At 67.8% G+C, this 16,220-nt stretch carries 14 protein-coding genes; 3 read left to right on the top strand and 11 right to left on the bottom strand.

Features of this window, described 5'->3' with window-relative positions:
* Positions 1-105 precede the first annotated feature (105 nt).
* The gene (locus tag ABWW33_RS23485; protein ID WP_353403963.1) at positions 106-1,833 is read left to right on the top strand and encodes a methyl-accepting chemotaxis protein; all 1,728 of its coding nucleotides are present in this window, start codon (positions 106-108) and stop codon (positions 1,831-1,833) included.
* Here the strand turns inward: ABWW33_RS23485 and ABWW33_RS23480 are convergent.
* The 7 genes from ABWW33_RS23480 to ABWW33_RS23450 form a co-directional block, all read right to left on the bottom strand.
* Positions 1,830-3,077 (bottom strand): anthrax toxin-like adenylyl cyclase domain-containing protein, encoded by a 1,248-nt coding sequence (locus ABWW33_RS23480; RefSeq protein WP_176654235.1) that lies wholly within the window; start codon positions 3,075-3,077, stop codon positions 1,830-1,832. The genes ABWW33_RS23485 and ABWW33_RS23480 overlap by 4 nt on opposite strands.
* Positions 3,078-3,084: 7 nt before the next feature.
* Positions 3,085-4,341, bottom strand: coding sequence for a radical SAM family heme chaperone HemW (gene hemW / locus ABWW33_RS23475; RefSeq protein WP_353403962.1), 1,257 nt, complete (start codon positions 4,339-4,341; stop codon positions 3,085-3,087).
* Complete coding sequence (rdgB, locus tag ABWW33_RS23470) at positions 4,338-4,922, bottom strand: RdgB/HAM1 family non-canonical purine NTP pyrophosphatase (RefSeq protein WP_176654233.1); 585 nt, start codon at positions 4,920-4,922, stop codon at positions 4,338-4,340. Before rdgB ends, hemW begins: the two co-directional genes overlap by 4 nt.
* Before the next feature lie 62 nt (positions 4,923-4,984).
* On the bottom strand, positions 4,985-5,914 hold the full coding sequence (locus ABWW33_RS23465) for an ABC transporter substrate-binding protein (protein WP_353403961.1): 930 nt from the start codon (positions 5,912-5,914) through the stop codon (positions 4,985-4,987).
* Positions 5,915-5,980: 66 nt separating this feature from the next.
* Positions 5,981-6,715, bottom strand: coding sequence for a ribonuclease PH (rph, locus tag ABWW33_RS23460; protein WP_353403960.1), 735 nt, complete (start codon positions 6,713-6,715; stop codon positions 5,981-5,983).
* Between the two features lie 10 nt (positions 6,716-6,725).
* On the bottom strand, positions 6,726-7,694 hold the full coding sequence (locus ABWW33_RS23455) for a PP2C family protein-serine/threonine phosphatase (RefSeq protein WP_176654230.1): 969 nt from the start codon (positions 7,692-7,694) through the stop codon (positions 6,726-6,728).
* Positions 7,695-7,723: 29 nt separating this feature from the next.
* On the bottom strand, positions 7,724-8,749 hold the full coding sequence (locus tag ABWW33_RS23450; RefSeq protein ID WP_176654229.1) for a serine/threonine protein kinase: 1,026 nt from the start codon (positions 8,747-8,749) through the stop codon (positions 7,724-7,726).
* 87 nt (positions 8,750-8,836) lie between these two features.
* On the opposite strand from ABWW33_RS23450, the gene ABWW33_RS23445 reads away from it, so the two are divergent.
* Positions 8,837-9,727, top strand: coding sequence for a YicC/YloC family endoribonuclease (locus ABWW33_RS23445; RefSeq protein ID WP_176654487.1), 891 nt, complete (start codon positions 8,837-8,839; stop codon positions 9,725-9,727).
* 247 nt (positions 9,728-9,974) lie between these two features.
* Positions 9,975-11,363, top strand: coding sequence for an NCS2 family permease (locus ABWW33_RS23440; protein WP_444551013.1), 1,389 nt, complete (start codon positions 9,975-9,977; stop codon positions 11,361-11,363).
* Positions 11,364-11,373: 10 nt separating this feature from the next.
* Here the strand turns inward: ABWW33_RS23440 and ABWW33_RS23435 are convergent, their stop codons facing one another.
* The 4 genes from ABWW33_RS23435 to ABWW33_RS23420 form a co-directional block, all read right to left on the bottom strand.
* Positions 11,374-11,736, bottom strand: a complete 363-nt coding sequence (locus ABWW33_RS23435) for a response regulator (protein ID WP_353403959.1) — start codon at positions 11,734-11,736, stop codon at positions 11,374-11,376.
* Between the two features lie 5 nt (positions 11,737-11,741).
* Positions 11,742-13,193, bottom strand: coding sequence for an ATP-binding response regulator (locus tag ABWW33_RS23430; protein WP_353403958.1), 1,452 nt, complete (start codon positions 13,191-13,193; stop codon positions 11,742-11,744).
* Positions 13,190-14,266: a chemotaxis-specific protein-glutamate methyltransferase CheB gene (gene cheB / locus ABWW33_RS23425; protein ID WP_353403957.1), complete on the bottom strand. Its 1,077-nt coding sequence runs from the start codon at positions 14,264-14,266 to the stop codon at positions 13,190-13,192. The genes ABWW33_RS23430 and cheB overlap by 4 nt, the downstream gene beginning before the upstream one ends.
* A partial coding sequence (locus ABWW33_RS23420; RefSeq protein ID WP_353403956.1) for a hybrid sensor histidine kinase/response regulator occupies positions 14,263-16,220 on the bottom strand: 1,958 nt, incomplete at its 5' end. The genes ABWW33_RS23420 and cheB, both read right to left, overlap by 4 nt.

The following is a 16,220-nucleotide window of genomic DNA, read 5'->3' as shown; positions in this document are numbered from 1 at the left end:
GAACATGCGCTAACATAAGCTAGTGCATAAACACTCCGGCCGGATGGGCGCATACTAAAGCCCAGCCAGCGGCGCCGCCCGGTGCCCGTTCCCGGAGTAAACATCATGAACTTTCTGTCGCATATGCGCATCGGCACCCGCCTCGCCGTGGGTTTCGCCATCGTCCTGCTGCTCGCCGTCTTCGCCACCTCGGTGGCGCTGGTCAACGCCCGCGCCAACGCCGCCGCCACCCGGAACATGATGGAAAAACCGCTGGCCAAGGAGCGCCTGGTGTCGGACTGGTATGTGCTGATCTATTCGGCCGTCGCCCGCACCGCGCTGATCGCCCGCAGCACCGACGACACGCTGTCGACCACCTTTGCCGACGTCATCGCCGCCAGCAGCAAGCGCGGCGGCGAGGTGCTGGGCCAGATCAAGGAACTGCTAAGCACCGACGAGGAGAAGGCCACCTTCGAGGCCTCGGTCGCATTCCGCAACACTTACCAGAAAGCCAAGACCGACATCATGAACGCCAAGAAGGCGGGCAACGCAGCCGAGGCGGAAAAACTGTTCAAAGAAGCTTTCACGCCGGCCGCCGACGCCTACCAGAACAAGGTCAAGGAACTGCTGACCTACCAGCGCAAGGCCATCGACGACACCGCCCACGCGATCGACGCCGCCAATGACCGCAGCAACATGCTGCAGCTGGTGCTGACGGTGTTGATGCTGGCCTTCGGTACGCTGGCCGCATGGATCATCTCGCGCTCGATCACCGTGCCGCTGCATTCGGCCATCGACATCGCCTCGACCGTGGCCGCCGGCGACCTGACCACCCATTTCAGCGACGAGAAAAGCCACTGCGAGATCGGCGACCTGATGACCGCGCTCAAGGGCATGAACGATTCGCTGCACCATGTGGTCAGCCAGGTGCAGGTCGGCACCAACACCATCGCCACCGCCTCCAACGAAATCGCCGCCGGCAATATGGACCTGTCGCAACGCACCGAGGAGCAGGCCAGCTCGCTGGAGGAAACCGCGTCGTCGATGGAGCAGCTGACCTCGACTGTGCGCCAGAACGCGGAAAACGCCAGACAGGCCAACCAGCTGGCGCAGGCGGCGTCCGACGTGGCGGAAAAAGGCGGCGCCATCGTCGGCCAGGTGGTCGAGACCATGGGCTCGATCAACGATTCGTCGCGCAAGATCGTCGACATCATCGGCGTCATCGACGGCATCGCCTTCCAGACCAACATCCTCGCGCTCAACGCGGCGGTCGAGGCGGCACGCGCCGGCGAACAGGGACGCGGCTTCGCTGTGGTGGCCTCCGAGGTGCGCAACCTGGCGCAGCGCTCGGCCGGCGCGGCCAAGGAAATCAAGGAATTGATCGGCAACTCGGTCGGCCAGATCGACGTCGGCGCCAAGCTGGTGCAGCAGGCCGGCGCCACCATGGACGACGTGGTGGCCAGCGTGCGCCGCGTCACCGACATCATGGGCGAGATCACCTCGGCCAGCAGCGAGCAAAGCATCGGCATCGACCAGGTCAACACCGCCATCACGCAGATGGATCAGGTGACGCAGCAGAACGCGGCGCTGGTCGAGGAAGCGGCCGCGGCCGCCGCCAGCATGCAGGACCAGGCGGCGCGGCTGGCCGAAGTGGCGTCGTCGTTCAAGCTGGGCAACGAGGGCCGCCAGCCGACGCTGGCCGCGCCGGCCGCGCGCGCCAAGGCTGCGCTGGCGCCGCCACGCCCGGCGGCTGCGGTGCGGCCCGCCGTGGCCGCGCGCGCGCCCGCTCCGCAGCGGCTGGCCGCCAGCAAGCCCGCCACCGTTGGCGGCGACAAGGACTGGGAAGAATTCTAAACCGGCCGCATCGCGTCGCGAATCGACATGCCCCAGGCCGCGTTGCGGGGCAGGAAGTAGCCGGCGTCCTGCAGCAGGCCCGCGTAAACCCGGAACTCGCGCATGTCGAGCAAGGTCGAGATCGGCCCGTAGCGGGCGATCGCCGGATGGCGCGCGCCGGCGGCGTCGGGCTGGAATACCGTCAAGGGAAAACCGTCGCTGCCGTTTTCCATGTCCGCCATGGTCAGCGCGCCGAAGGCCACATGGCGGTGCGATTCGGCGTTGTGGTGCACCCGGCGGAAGGCGCCGTTCCCGTTCAGCATGCGCGAGTTCAGCAGGTTGATGCAGCGCGTGATGCGGGGCGTGACGTTGCCCATGTCCGAATGCTCGCCCTGGCCGAAGCGCGGCGGCGGCTGCCATCCGGTGGGACGGACGCGGCCGGTGTTGCTCTCCATGTCCCGCACCTGGTCCAGGTTGACGCCGGCGCGGAAGATCTGGCCGGCGCGCGGCTGCGCCATGCCGTTCATGACCAGGCCCGGTTTTTCAATCTGCGCCGTGCTGCGGCCGCCGTAGTCGCTCCAGCGCGGGCACACCGCCATCAGGTCGTAGTCGCCGGTCATCGGCATGTTGTTGGCGCCCGCCTCGGACGAACACATCACCTCCAGCGGCAGCAGCAGGCGCGACGCCATGCCGCGCGGGCTGAAGTCGGTGGCGATGGTGTACACATGGATCGCATAAACGGCCATGCCAGCGGTCGGGCCGGCGCGGCGCCAGCAGGCGCGGAACTCGAACAGGTGGCCGTCGCCCGGACGCGTCGCCAGCAGCGAATAGTCCCTGGTGCCGGGAATGGCCTCCATGAACTGCAAAGCCGTGCGCGGCGGCATTTCCTCGGGGCTCAGCAGCTGCCGGGTCAGTTGGTCGAAGGTCAGCTCCAGGACCCTGGCCGTGGTGAAGCCGTCGTTGATGCCCTTCTGGTTGGCGCGCGTGCCCTTCTGCGCCTTGGCCTGGTCGTGGCCGACCTTGCTGTAGGTGCCGTCGTACGGCACGAAGCCGGCCTGCGGCCCCCAGTCCGAACTCTTGCCCTTGACGTGGAAATTCTTGCTGGGATATCCCTGCTCCAGCCAGCGCCGCGACCACGGTCCCGTCGAGCGGAAGATGATCACCTCGTCCAGTTCGTTGGCCACCTGCTGGCTGGCCACCATGTCGGCCGAGGTCATGCCGTTTTGCGGCTCGAAACAGGACGAAATCAAACCGAATAAGGGCATAGTGGCCTCAGCCTAGGAACATCTGCTGCAAATCGTTGAGGAAGCGCTGACCCAGCACCGTCGGCTTGATCAGCTTGTAGTCGCGGTAGAGCAGGCCCTTGGCCTCGGCCTCGTTGAGGGTTTTCTCGATCGCGTTCAGGCTCATGCCGGTGCGCTCGCTGAACAGGTTGGGATCGAAGCCGCCGTGCAGGCGCAGCGTGTTGAGCATGAACTCGAAGCCCATGTCCTCACGCTTGATCTCGTATTCCTCCTGCACCGGCGCGCCCAGCCGCACCTGCTCCATATAGGCCTTGGGCTGCTTGTAGCGCGCCTGGCGCAGGATGCGGTGCGGGAACGACAGCTTGGAATGGGCGCCGGCGCCGATGCCGAGATAGTCGCCGAATTCCCAGTAGTTCAGGTTGTGGCGCGCGCGGTGGCCTTCCTTCGCATAGGCCGACACTTCGTACTGCTGGTAGCCGTGGGCGGCGGTCAGCTCGGCGATCAGGTCCTGCATGTCGGCGCTGGCGTCGTCGTCCGGCAGCGCCGGCGGGTACTTGGCGAACAGCGTATTCGGCTCCATCGTCAGATGGTACAGCGACAGGTGCGGCGGATTGAAGGCCATCGCCGTCTCGACGTCGTGGCGCGCCTCGTCCAGCGTTTGCGACGGCAGCGCGTACATCAGGTCAAGGTTGAAGTTGTCGAAGTTGGCCAGCGCGATGTCCACCGCGCGTTTGGCTTCGTTGTCGTCGTGGATGCGGCCCAGCGCCTTCAGGTGGCGCCCGTTGAAGCTCTGGATGCCGATCGACAGGCGGTTGATGCCGCTGGCGCGGTAGGACTTGAACTTCTCCGCCTCGAAGGTGCCGGGATTGGCCTCCATCGTGATCTCGCAGTCGCTGTCGAGCGGCAGCAGGGTGCGCACGTCGGACAGCAAACGGTCCAGCCCCGCCGCCGACATCAGGCTGGGCGTGCCGCCGCCGATGAAGATGGTGTAGATCTTGCGGCCCCAGATCAGCGGCAGCGCCATCTCCAGGTCGGTGCGCAGCGCGTCCAGGTATTCCTGCTCGGGGAAGGCCCCGCCTTCCTTCGCCTCGTGCGAATTGAAATCGCAGTAGGGGCACTTCTTCACGCACCACGGGAAGTGGATGTACAGCGACAGCGGCGGCAGCGCCTGCAGGTTCAGCGCGCCGGCCTGCAGGTACTTGGCGGCCACGCCGGCCGCCTCGCTGATGTCCCTGGCGGGAGCGGCGGCCTTGCTGGCGGCGCCGGCGATTTTGATCGGTATCATTTCAGCTTCTCTACCAGTGCGCGCAGGGCCTGGCCGCGGTGCGACAGCGCGTTCTTTTCATCGGCCGTCAGCTCGGCGGCGCATTTGCCCAGCGCCGGGATGTAGAAGTGCGGATCGTAGCCGAAACCGCCGTTGCCACGCGGGGTGGCGACCATTTCGCCGTTCCAGCGGCCGTCGGCGATCACCGGCTGCGGATCGTCGGCGTGGCGCACGAACACCAGCACGCAGTAGTAGTACGCCGATTTGTCGGCGTGGGCGGCCAGGTCGGCGATCATCTTCTCGTTGTTGCGGGCATCCGATTTCGGCTCGCCGGCAAAGCGCGCCGAATACACGCCGGGGGCGCCGCCCAGGGCGTTGACGCACACGCCGGAATCGTCCGCCAGCGCCGGCAGCCCGGTCAGGCGCGAGGCGTGGCGGGCTTTTTGCAGTGCATTTTCGACAAAAGTATGGAACGGCTCGTCCGCTTCCGGCACGTCGTACTCGCCCTGCGCGTGGACGGAAAAGCCCACGGTGGACAGCAGTTCGTTGAACTCTTTGAGTTTGCCGGCGTTGTTCGAGGCGAGGATCAGGCGTTGGGTCATGGTGTCGGCTGGAGGGCAAGTAAGGCAATGAAGCCGACATTGTAAACCCTTTGGCGCGCCCCCTACGGAGTCAGCAGCGAACGGATCTCGGGTTTCTGGTAGTTCTCCTGTGTGACCATGACCGCGTCCGTCAGGATCAGCGCTGGCTTGATGGCCGCGCCCTTCGCGGCGGCCACCGCGGCCCTCATCGCCTGATAGCCCATCTGGCGCGGATCCTGCACCACCAGGCCGTGGATTTCCTGCCGCTTCAAGCCGTCCAGCAGGAACTCGGTGGTGTCGAAACCGATAAATTTCTTTTTACCGGCGAGGCCGGCTTGCCGCAGCGCGCGCAGCATGCCGTCGCTGGCGGATTCGTTGACGGCGAAGATGCCGTCGACCTCGGGATACATCTCCAGCAGCGCGGCCGCGCTGCGGGCGGCCTTGCCGCGCGTGCCGCCGCCATACACGTCGGCGACGACGGCCAGGTGCGGCGCGTTCTTTTTCAGATAGTCGATGAAGCCATTGGCGCGGTCGTCGGTCGAGCCGCTGCCGGCGATGGTGCGCAGGACCGCCACCGTGCCCTGCCGGCCCAACAAGTTGGATATGCGTTCCGCCGCCAGCGCGCCGGCTGCGTAATTGTCGGTGGTGACGAAGTTGACGTGGGCGTTGCCATCCAGCGCGGAGTCCACCACCACGATCTTGATCCCCTGGGCCGCCGCCTGTTTGACCGGCTCGACCAGGCGCGCGCGGTCGGTCGAGGCGATGATGATGGCGTCAACCTCCGGCTTGGAATAGATGCGCAGGATCTGGATCTGCGAATCGATGTCGTCGTTGTGGGCCGGGCCGCGCCAGGTCAGGTTGACGTGCCCGTCTTCCTGCACCGCCCGGTCCACGCCCTGCCGCATGAAGGTCCAGAAGTCCTGGTCGCGCGCCTTCGGAATGAAGACGACGTTCAGGTCTTTGGCGTATGCCGGCCACATCGAAAACGCGATGAGCACCAGCAGGAGCGACATCCATTTTTTCATCCGGCCATTGTACAACCGTGACGGTATCGGATGGAATTTCTGCGGTCTGCCCGCTCAGGCGGCCAGGCCCAGCGCCCGCTTCTGCAGCTTGATCAGGTCGGCGATGCCGCCCTGCGCCAGGTCGAGCAGGCGGTTCATGCCGGCGCGGTCGAAGGCGGCGCCTTCTGCCGTGCCCTGCACTTCGATGAAGTGGCCGGCGTCGTTCATCACCACGTTCATGTCCGTGTCGCAGCCGGAATCCTCGACATAGTCCAGGTCCAGCACCGGCATGCCCTGGTACACGCCGACCGAGATCGCCGCGACGAAATGCTTGAGCGGAATCGCCGGCACGGCGCCGCGCGCCACCAGCTTGGAGAACGCGTCGTAGGCCGCCACCATGGCGCCGGTGATCGACGCGGTGCGGGTGCCGCCGTCGGCCTGGATCACGTCGCAGTCGAGGTGCAGGGTGCGCTCGCCGAACGCCTCCAGGTCGAACGCCGCGCGCAGCGAACGGCCGATCAGGCGCTGGATCTCCTGGGTGCGGCCGGACTGCTTGCCGCGCGCCGCCTCGCGGTCCATGCGGGTGTGGGTCGAGCGCGGCAGCATGCCGTATTCGGCCGTCATCCAGCCCTGGCCTTTGCCCTTCAGGAAGCCGGGCACTTTTTCTTCGATGCTGGCGGTGCAGATCACCTTGGTGTCGCCGCACTCGATCAGCACCGAGCCTTCGGCGTGCTTGGTGTAGTCGCGGGTCAGACGCAGGGTGCGCAGCGCATCGACGGCGCGGCCGCTGGGACGTGATTCAAAACTCATGCTGTATTCCTTATTTAAGTATTTGGGAGGATTTTTCGATCGCACCGCGGATCTCCGCGATGGCCTTCTCGATTTCATCTTCATCGAAGGCGTCGACTTCCGGTTCCGCGCCGGCCTGCCCGGGCACCGGCGCGCTGTGGATGGTGGTGCTGTGCAGGTCCTGCGGCAACGCCTCGGTCGAGATCACGGTCGACAGCTCGGCCGCCGCCATCGTGCTGGCGCCCATGCCGTCGATGATCGAGCTGCCCTGCCACATGATCGCCAGCGCGGTGACGTTGTCGCTGCCGCTGCCGGCCGCGGACAGCGCCGCCTGCAGCAGGTCCGGCACGGCGCGCACCACGGTTTGCGTCTGCATGCGGCGCACCATGTCGTCGTCCGGCAGCATAGACCACAAGCCGTCGGAGCACAACAGCATCAGGTCGCCCGGCAGCATGCCGCCGGCGCTGGCCGTTTCCACCTTGGGCAGGCTGTCGGCGCCCAGGCAGTTGTAGAGCTTATTGCGGTCCGGATGGGTGGCCCGCTCGGACGGCAGCGCCAGCCCCTTGGCGATCAGGCTTTCGATGTGCGAGTGGTCGCGCGTGCGCGCCAGGATCTCGCCGTTGCGCATCCAGTACAGCCGCGAATCGCCGCAGTGCGCCCAGGTCGCCGTGTTGTGCTGGATCAGGCAGGCGACGATGGTGGTGCGTGGCGTCTCCGGCAGGTTGTGCAGGATGCGGTACTGGTGGATCTCCTGATGCGCCGCCAGGAAGGCTTCCTCGAGGAAGCGCTGCGGCTTCTTCACGTACGGCGTGGCCTGCTGCTGGAACAGCGACGAGATGGTCTGCAGCGCGACGGTGGCGGCGATTTCGCCGCGCAGGTGGCCGCCCATGCCGTCGGCCAGCACCAGCAGCAGCGCGTCGCGGGTAAAGCTGTAGCCCATGCGGTCCTGGTTGACCTTGCGGCCGCCGATGTGGCTTTCCTGATACACGGAGAATTGCATGGTTCAACCTTCTTGTTTTTTAAACCGCGTTAAAGCAGCGTGTCCGGGCCGGCCTTGGCCTTGGACTTCGGTTTGGCGGCGCCGCCCAGGCGGCCGACCAGGCCGCGCAGGCCCTCCCCCAGCTTGTCCATCATGCCCTGCGGGGCCGCCGGCGCCGGCGCGGCCGCCACGGCCACCGGCGCCTGCAGCACCTTCTGCAGCGCGAACAGGCTTTGCGGACGTTCCAGCGGGTCGATTTCCAGGCACCAGCGTACCAGCTTGACCAGCTCCGGCGTGTACTGCCCCTCCAGCTTCTGGAAGTGGCCGGCCATCTTGTCCTCGGTCTTGCGCTGGTCGGCCGGCTGCGGCGGCGAGCCAACCATGCAGGCGAACATCGAGGCGCCGAGGCTGTATACGTCCGACCACGGCCCCAGGCCGCCGGTCTTGGCATACAGCTCGGGCGGCGCGAAGCCGGGAGTGTACATCGGCGTCAGCGTCGGCATGTCGTTGTTGACGGTCTGGCGCGCCGCGCCGAAGTCCAGCAGCATCGGCGTGCCGTCGGTGCGCAGGTAGATGTTGGCCGGCTTCAGGTCCAGGTGCAGCAGCTTGTTGGCGTGCACCTCGCGCAGGCCCTTGATCGCCTGCAGGAAGATGGTGCGGATGAAGGCCTCGCCCACCTTGCTGCCCTTGGCGCGCTGGCGCTGGATGTGCTCCTGCAGCGAATGGCCCGACTCGTAGGCCATCACCATGTACACCGTCTCGTGGGCGCGGAAGAAGTTGAGCACGCTGACCACGTTCGGGTGGGCGATGCGGGCCAGCGCCCGGCCCTCCTCGAAAAAGCACTTGAGGCCGATGCGGAACACGGGCAGGTTGGCCTTGGACACGGTCGGCACCAGTTCCCCCTCCTGGCGCAGGGCCAAAGAACTGGGTAAATACTCCTTGATCGCCACCGCCACCCCGTCGGCGTCATACGCCAGGTAAACAATACTGAACCCACCGGACGCAATTTTCTTTACAATGCGATATCCAGCAATTTCCAGACCATCTGGTAACGGGGCGTTGTTTTGTGCAGCCATAGATTCCTCGCCTCAACAACCGGATTGTGTGGATAAATCACTGTTTTGTAAAGATTAAATCGGGGATATCCATTGAGCATTTCCAGTATGACGGGCTACGCGGTCGCCACCAGTGAAAGTGCGGCGGGAACACTGACTATCGAAATCAAGAGCGTCAACTCTCGGTTTTTAGACCTTCAGTTTCGAATAAACGACGATTTGCGAGCGCTTGAACCCGATTTGCGCTCCGCGGTCATGGCGGCGATCACCCGCGGCAAGGTCGAGCTGCGCCTCAGCTTTGGCCGCAAGGCGGCCACCGCCGGCACCCAGGCGCTGAACCTGCCGTTGTTGACGGAATTGCAACGATTGCAAGCCGAAGTCGGCACCCACTTCCCCGGCGTGCAGACGATGTCGGTGGCCGAGCTGTTGCGCTGGCCGGGCGTCATCGAGGAAGCCCAGATCGGCCAGGAATCGCTGCAGGCCGACGTGGCCGCGCTGACCGCCAGGACGGTCGAGGCCTTCGTCCTCAGTCGCCAGCGCGAAGGCGCGGCGCTGGAAGCGATGCTGACCTCGCGCATCGAGGCGATGGAAGTGATCGTCAAGCGCATCACGCCGCTGATCCCGCAGGTGGTGGCGGCGTTCCAGCAGAAAGCCGTCGAACGCATGCAGGACGCGCTGGGCCTGGCCTGCCAGGGCTCCAATTCGGCGCTGTCGCGCCAGGACGCGCTCGAGCGCATCCGCCAGGAAGTGATCCTGTACGGCATCCGCATCGACGTGGCCGAGGAACTGGGCCGGCTGTCGGCGCACCTGACCGAGACCCGCCACATCCTGAAAAAAGGCGGACAGGTCGGCAAACGGCTGGACTTCATGATGCAGGAACTCAACCGCGAAGCCAACACGCTGGGCGCCAAGGCCTCGGTCAAGGAACTGGCCGACGCCTCGATGGAGCTGAAGCTGCTGATCGAGCAGATGCGCGAGCAGGTGCAGAACCTGGAATAAACCTGTCCGTATGCCGCCACAGCGCGCCACGCCGCGCGATGTGGCGGCCCTCCGCTTTGCCGCCCGCCTCATAGGGGATTCCCCGCCCTGGATAAACGCAATACGTTTTCAGTTATGGTAGGTATCGATTAACTCCCGTGCATCGCAGACAAGCTTTCCCCTAAGCTCTCCTGGCAATACCCATAACGAGACACTGCCCGGTACGGCCGCCACGGCCGGCCAGGCGGACAACAACAGGAGCAGCACCATCATGTCCCAGCCCCAGCCACAACTCCGCCCCGCGCCGGCGGAGCCAGCCATCGTCGTCCCTCCGGGCAAAATCGACCAGTATTTCCAGATCTCCGAACGCGGCAGCACGCAGCGGCGCGAGATCGTGGCCGGCATCACCACCTTCCTCGCCATGGTGTATTCCGTGTTCGTCGTGCCCGGCATGCTGGGCCAGGCCGGCTTCGACGTCAGCGCCGTGTTCGTCGCCGTCTGCCTGACCGCCGCCGTCGGCTCGCTGCTGATGGGCCTGTGGGCCCGGCTGCCGATCGCCGTCGGCTGCGCCATCTCGCTGACCGCCTTCACCGCCTTCGGCCTGGTGCTGGGCAAGGGCCTGTCGCCGGCCGTGGCGCTGGGCGCGGTGTTCCTGATGGGCCTGGTGTTCACGGCGATCTCGGTCACCGGCGTGCGCTCGTGGATCCTGCAGAACCTGCCGTCGGGCGTGGCGCATGGCACCGGCGTGGGCATCGGCCTGTTCCTGCTGATGATCGCCTCCAGCGACGTCGGCCTGGTGGTCAAGAACGCCGGCGCCGGCCTGCCGGTGGCGCTGGGCCATGTGACCGCCTTCCCGGTCGTCATGAGCATGCTGGGCCTGGCCGCCATCTTCGGCCTCGATCAGCGCAAGGTGCCCGGCGGCATCCTGCTGGTGGTCATCGCCATCTCCGCCCTCGGCCTGGCCTTCGACCCAGCCGTGCACTTCACCGGCTTCTTCGCCATGCCCAAGCTGAGCGCCCCCGGCCACGCCTCGCTGATCGGCGCGATGGACATCCGCGGCGCGCTGAGCATGACCGTGCTGCCGAGCGTGCTGGCCTTGGTGATGACCGCCGTGTTCGACGCCACCGGCACCATCCGCGCGGTCGCCGGCCAGGCCGGCCAGGTCGACGCCAGGGGCTATATCCACAACGGCGGCAAGGCGCTGACGGCCGACTCGCTCAGCTCCATCTTCTCCGCGCTGGTGGGCGGCGCGCCCGCCGCCGCCTACATCGAATCGACCGTCGGCACCGCCGCCGGCGCCCGCACCGGCCTGACCGCGGTGGTGGTCGGCGTGCTGTTCCTCGGCCTGATCTTCTTCTCGCCGCTGGCCGGCCTGGTGCCGTCGTATGCGACCGCGCCGGCGCTGATGTACGTCGGCCTGCTGATGCTGGGCAGCGTCGCCCACATGAAGATGGACGACAAGATCGATGCCCTGTCCGGCCTGGTCTGCGCCGTGTTCATCCTGCTCACCTGCAATATCGTCACCGGCATCATGCTCGGCTTCTGCACGCTGGTGGTCGGCCGCCTGGTGGCCGGCGAATGGCGCAAGCTCAACGTCGGCACGGTGTCGATCGCCGCCGCGCTAGCCTTGTTCTACGCCGGCGGCTGGGCGATCTGATCCGGCCGCCTCAGGCCAGCGCACCCGCGATCTCGGCGGCGAACTGCTCGACGCCGATCGGCTTGCTGATATAGCCGTCGCAGCCGGCGGCGCGGATGCGCTCCGCGTCGCCGGCCATCGCGAAGCTGGTGAACGCCAGCACCTTGATCGCGCTGGTCCGGCCGTCCGCCTTCAGCACGGCGGTCGCCTCCAGCCCGTCCATGCCGGGCAGCTGCACATCCATCAGGATCAGCGCCGGCAGCTCGCTGCGCGCCAGGCTGAGCGCGCCGTCGGCGTCCGTGGCCTGCAGCACCTCGTGGCCCTCGCGCTCCAGCAGGAAGGCCGCCAGCAACATATTGGACGGATTGTCTTCGACGATGAGGATTTTTGCCATCTCGTTCACCCCGCCGTTCCGCACGGCAGCCAGAACATGAATTCCGAGCCCACGCCGGGCGTGCTGCGCACCGCCAGCGCGCCGCCGTGCAGCTCGACCAGTTGCCGCACCAGCACCAGCCCCAGCCCCGTGCCCTCGTACTTGCGCGACAGCCGGCTGTCGAGCTGGACGAACTGGCGGAACAGCCGCGGCAGATCGTCGGCCGCGATGCCGATACCGCTGTCGCCGACGACGACCTCCATGTAGACGGCGTCGGGCCGCAGCGCGGCGCCGCCGTCGACCAGCGTCATGGCGGCCGGCCGCTCCGGCCCCACCCGCGTCGCACTCAGCGTCACGCGGCCGCCGTCGGGCGTGAACTTGACGGCGTTCGACAGCAGGTTGAAGATCACCTGGGTCAGCTTGCGGCGGTCGGCCGGCAGCGGCGCGTCGTCGCTGGCCTCGAGCACCAGCGCGATGCCGTGCTGCTGCGCGCGTTCGCGCACCACCATCAGGCTGTCGCCCAGCAGCGTGGCCACGCCGACCGGCTCCAGGTTCAAGGTCATCATGCCGGCCTCGATCTTCGACAGGTCGAGCACGTCGTTGATCACCGCCAGCAAATGCTTGCCGCTGGCCAGGATGTTGCCGGCGAACTCTTCCTGCTGCGGCGTCAGCTTGCCCGCCATGCCGCTGCGCAGCACCTCGGAAAAGCCGTTGATCGCGTTCAGCGGCGTGCGCAGCTCGTGCGACATATTGGCCAGGAAGGCCGACTTCATGCGGTTGGCCTCGCCCAGCTCGTCGTTCTGGCGGGCGATCTCGCGGTTCGACGCCTCCAGCTTGGCGTTCTGGCGGGCGATCTCGCGGTTGGAGTTCTCCAGGTCGGCGGCATGGCGGCGCAGCTGCTTGTTCAAGTCGCTGACCTGCTGCTCGCGCGCCTGCAGCTCGCTGTTGACCAGCACCGCCTGCTCGTAGGTCGCCACCAGCAGGTCGAGGATTTGCTGGCGCTCCGAATTGATCAGGTGCTCGCGCCCGTTCAGGTACAGCACGATACCCTTGCCGGCGTCGCTGGCGTCGGCCTGCTGGCGCAGGCGCCGGTTGGCCAGCACCTGCTCGATGCGGCTCATCAGGTAGGCCGTCGCATACGGCTTGCGGATGAAGTTGTCGGCGCCGCACTCCAGGCCGCGCACGATGTCCTCCGGATCGAACAGCGAAGTGATCAGCACCACCGGGATCGCGCGCCATTCCGGCCGCGCCTTGACCTCGCGGCACAGCTGGTAGCCGTCCATTTCCGGCATCACGATGTCCGACAGCACCAGCGCCGGCTGGCTGTCGCCGATCGCCTCCAGCGCCCGTCGGCCGTTGCCGGCCAGGCGCACGCGGTAGCCGTGCTGCTCGAGCAGATGGCGCAGGTGTTCGGCCTGGGTTCGGCTGTCTTCAACGATCAGGATCTCGGCGTCCGATGGCGCTGGCATGGTGGTCATGGCGATGATGGCGCTCCCGCTTTCAACATGTTCAATAAGGTGGCGATGGCTTCCGGCGCCAGCACGTGCTGGGCCGCCCCCAGCTTGACGGCCTCGCCCGGCATGCCGTAGACGATGGAGCTGTCCCGGTCCTGGGCGATGGTCAGCGCGCCGGCGTCGCGCATGTCCTTGAGTTCCTGGGCGCCGTCGCGTCCCATGCCGGTCAGCAGCACGCCGGCCGCGTGCGATCCGTACTGCGCCGCCACCGAGCGGAACAGGCAGGACACGGCCGGCCGCACGCCATGCTCGGGCGGCACGCCGGTGAGCGCGATGCGGCCGTCGGCCTGCGCCGTCATGTGGGCGCCGTCCGGCGCCAGGTAGACCCGCCCGGCCTGCGCCAGCTCGCCGTGGACGGCGATGCGCACGTCGAAGTCGCAGCTGCGGCCCAGCCATTCGACCAGCCCGGCCACGAAACCGGCCGAAATATGCTGGACGATCAGCACCGGCGCGCCGAACGGCTGCTGCAGCCGCGCCAGGATGGTTTGCAGCACCAGCGGGCCGCCGGTCGACGCGCCGATCGCCAGCAGCCGCAGGTCGCGCCGCGGCGGCTGCGGCACAGGCGGCGGATGCAGCGGGTAGGCCGAAGCGGCGGCCGCGGTCTTTTTCCAGCGCTTGACCACGCCCACCTCGGCCATCACCTTGATGGTGCGCAGCAGTTCGTCGGTGCAGGCCGCGTGCTCCGGATGGCCGGGGCCGGGCGGCTTGGCCAGCACCGCCAGCGCGCCGGCCTCCAGCGCGTGGAAGCTGGCCGCCACCGCCTGCGTGGCCGGGCTGGCGCTGACCATGACGATGCGGGTCGGCACGCTCTCCATGATGGCCCGGGTGGCGGCGTAGCCGTCCATTCTCGGCAGGTGGATATCCATCGTGATGACGTCGGGCCGCAGCCGCTGCGCCGCCTCGATCGCCTGCTCGCCGTCGGCCACCACGCCGATCACCTGCAGTTGCGGATCGGAGTTGAGCAGATACACCAGCAGCTCGCGCGCCACCGGCGAATCGTCGACCACCAGCACCCGTATCATGGCGGCGGCGCTCATCGCAGCAACCTGCGCACGGTGTCGAGCAGGGTGCTCTGCTCCAGGCTTTGCTTGGCGATGTAGGCGCTGGCGCCGGCTTCCATGCCGCGCTCGCGGTGCTCGCGCGATTCCAAGGTCGTCACCAGCACCACCGGCAGCGCGGCCAGCTGGCGGTCGGCGCGTATCTTGGCGGTCAGGTCGAAGCCGTCCATGCGCGGCATCTCGACGTCCGACACCACCAGGTCGAAGGCGCCGCGACGCAGCGCGCCCAGGGCGTCGACGCCGTCGACCGCCACCGCCACCTGGTAGCCGCCCACCTCCAGCATGTTCTTGAGCAGCGCGCGCGAGGTGATCGAATCCTCGACCACCAGCAGCGAACGGCCCGGCGCCGTCGCCGGCGCCTCCGGCATCGGCGCGGCGCCCGCCGCCAGCGCCGATTTCATCAGGTCGGCCACGTGCAGGATGGGCACCAGCTGGCCGGCCCCGAGCACTGTGGCGCCGGCGATGTTGACCACCCGCCGCAGTTGCGGCCCGAGTCCCTTGACCAGCACTTCCTGCTCGCCCAGCACGGCGTCCACCGCCAGCGCGATGCGGCGGCTGCCGCTGGCCAGCAGCGCCACCGTCAGATAGCCGGAGGGCGGCATCGCCGGCGCCGACGGCGACGCCAGGCCCAGCGCGCGCGCCAGCGGCGCCAGCGCCAGCACCTCGTTCTCCAGCACGATGGTGGCCTGGCCGGCGGCGCTGCGCACCGACTCGGGCAGCACGCGGAAGACCCGCTCGACGTTACGCGAAGGCAGCACGAACTGGCGCCCGGCCGCCGCCACCAGCAGGCCGCGGAAGGTCGCCAGCGTGGCCGGCAGCACGATGCGGAAGCGCGCGCCGCCGCCGGGCGCATGTTCGGCCGTCACGCTGCCGCCCAGTTTTTCCGCCTTCTCGCGCACGATCGCCAGGCCCAGGCCGCGCCCCGACAGGTCGGTCAGCATGGCGCTGGTGGACACGCCGGACTCGAACACCAGCGCCAGCATCTGCGCCTCGCTCAGCGCCGCGCCGGCTTCGGCCGTCAGCACGCCTTCGCGGACGGCGCGCTCGCGCACCTGGTGGGCGTCGATGCCACGGCCGTCGTCGCTGACCAGCAGCTCGACCTTGTCGCCGTCGCGCGGCACCACGGCGATCGCCAGCCGCGCGCGTTCCGGTTTGTTGCGGCGCAGCCGCTCGGCCGGCGGCTCGATGCCGTGGTCGATGGCGTTGCGGATCAGGTGCAGCAGCGGATCGCGCATCTGCTCGAGGATGCGGCGGTCGATCTCGACGGCGCCACCGTCCATGCTCAGCCCGACCTGCTTGCCGCTGTCGTGGGCCAGGTCGCGCACCAGGCGCGGCGCCATTTCCAGCAGCGTGGAAAACGGCAGCATCAGCGTCTGCTTCATGTCGGCCAGCAGGTTGTCGACCATGCCGGCCAGCGCGCGCCGCTCCTGCCACGCGTTGCGCTCGATCTGCGCGCAGCGGTCGCTGAGCGTCTTGGCCAGCAGCGCGTCGCGTTCGACCGATTCCAGCAGGCGCTCGATGGCCGGCGCCTGCTGGCCGCCGGATCCCTGGCGGCGTTCGCCGGCGCGCACGGCGGCGCGCGCGCCGGCGACCGTGCGTTCCCAGCTCTTGCGCCAGGCGCCCAGTTCGGTGTGCAGCCCGTGCAGGTCGTCGGCCTGGTGTTCGGCGCTGTGCTTGAAGGCCAGCAGCTCTTCCGCCTGCAGCAGCAGCGCGGTGAGCTTGGCGGTGGATATGCGCACGGTCTGTTCGGCCGGCTCGGCGGGCGCGGCGGGCGGCGCGGCAGCGGACGGCGCGGCAAGCGCGGCGCCGACGGGCGCGGCGGATGGCGCGGCGGGCGCGGCGGGCGCGGGAACGGGCGCCCAAACCGGCGCGGGGAGGCCCCCCCGCGCCCGGGCCCGGGCGTGGAGCAGGGCGGCCGCCCCCCCCCCCCCCG

This window comes from Duganella hordei, from assembly GCF_040369125.1.
Taxonomy (GTDB): domain Bacteria; phylum Pseudomonadota; class Gammaproteobacteria; order Burkholderiales; family Burkholderiaceae_D; genus Rugamonas; species Rugamonas hordei.
Note: the sequence above shows the minus strand (reverse complement) of the source record. Positions and strands in the feature narration are given on the sequence as shown.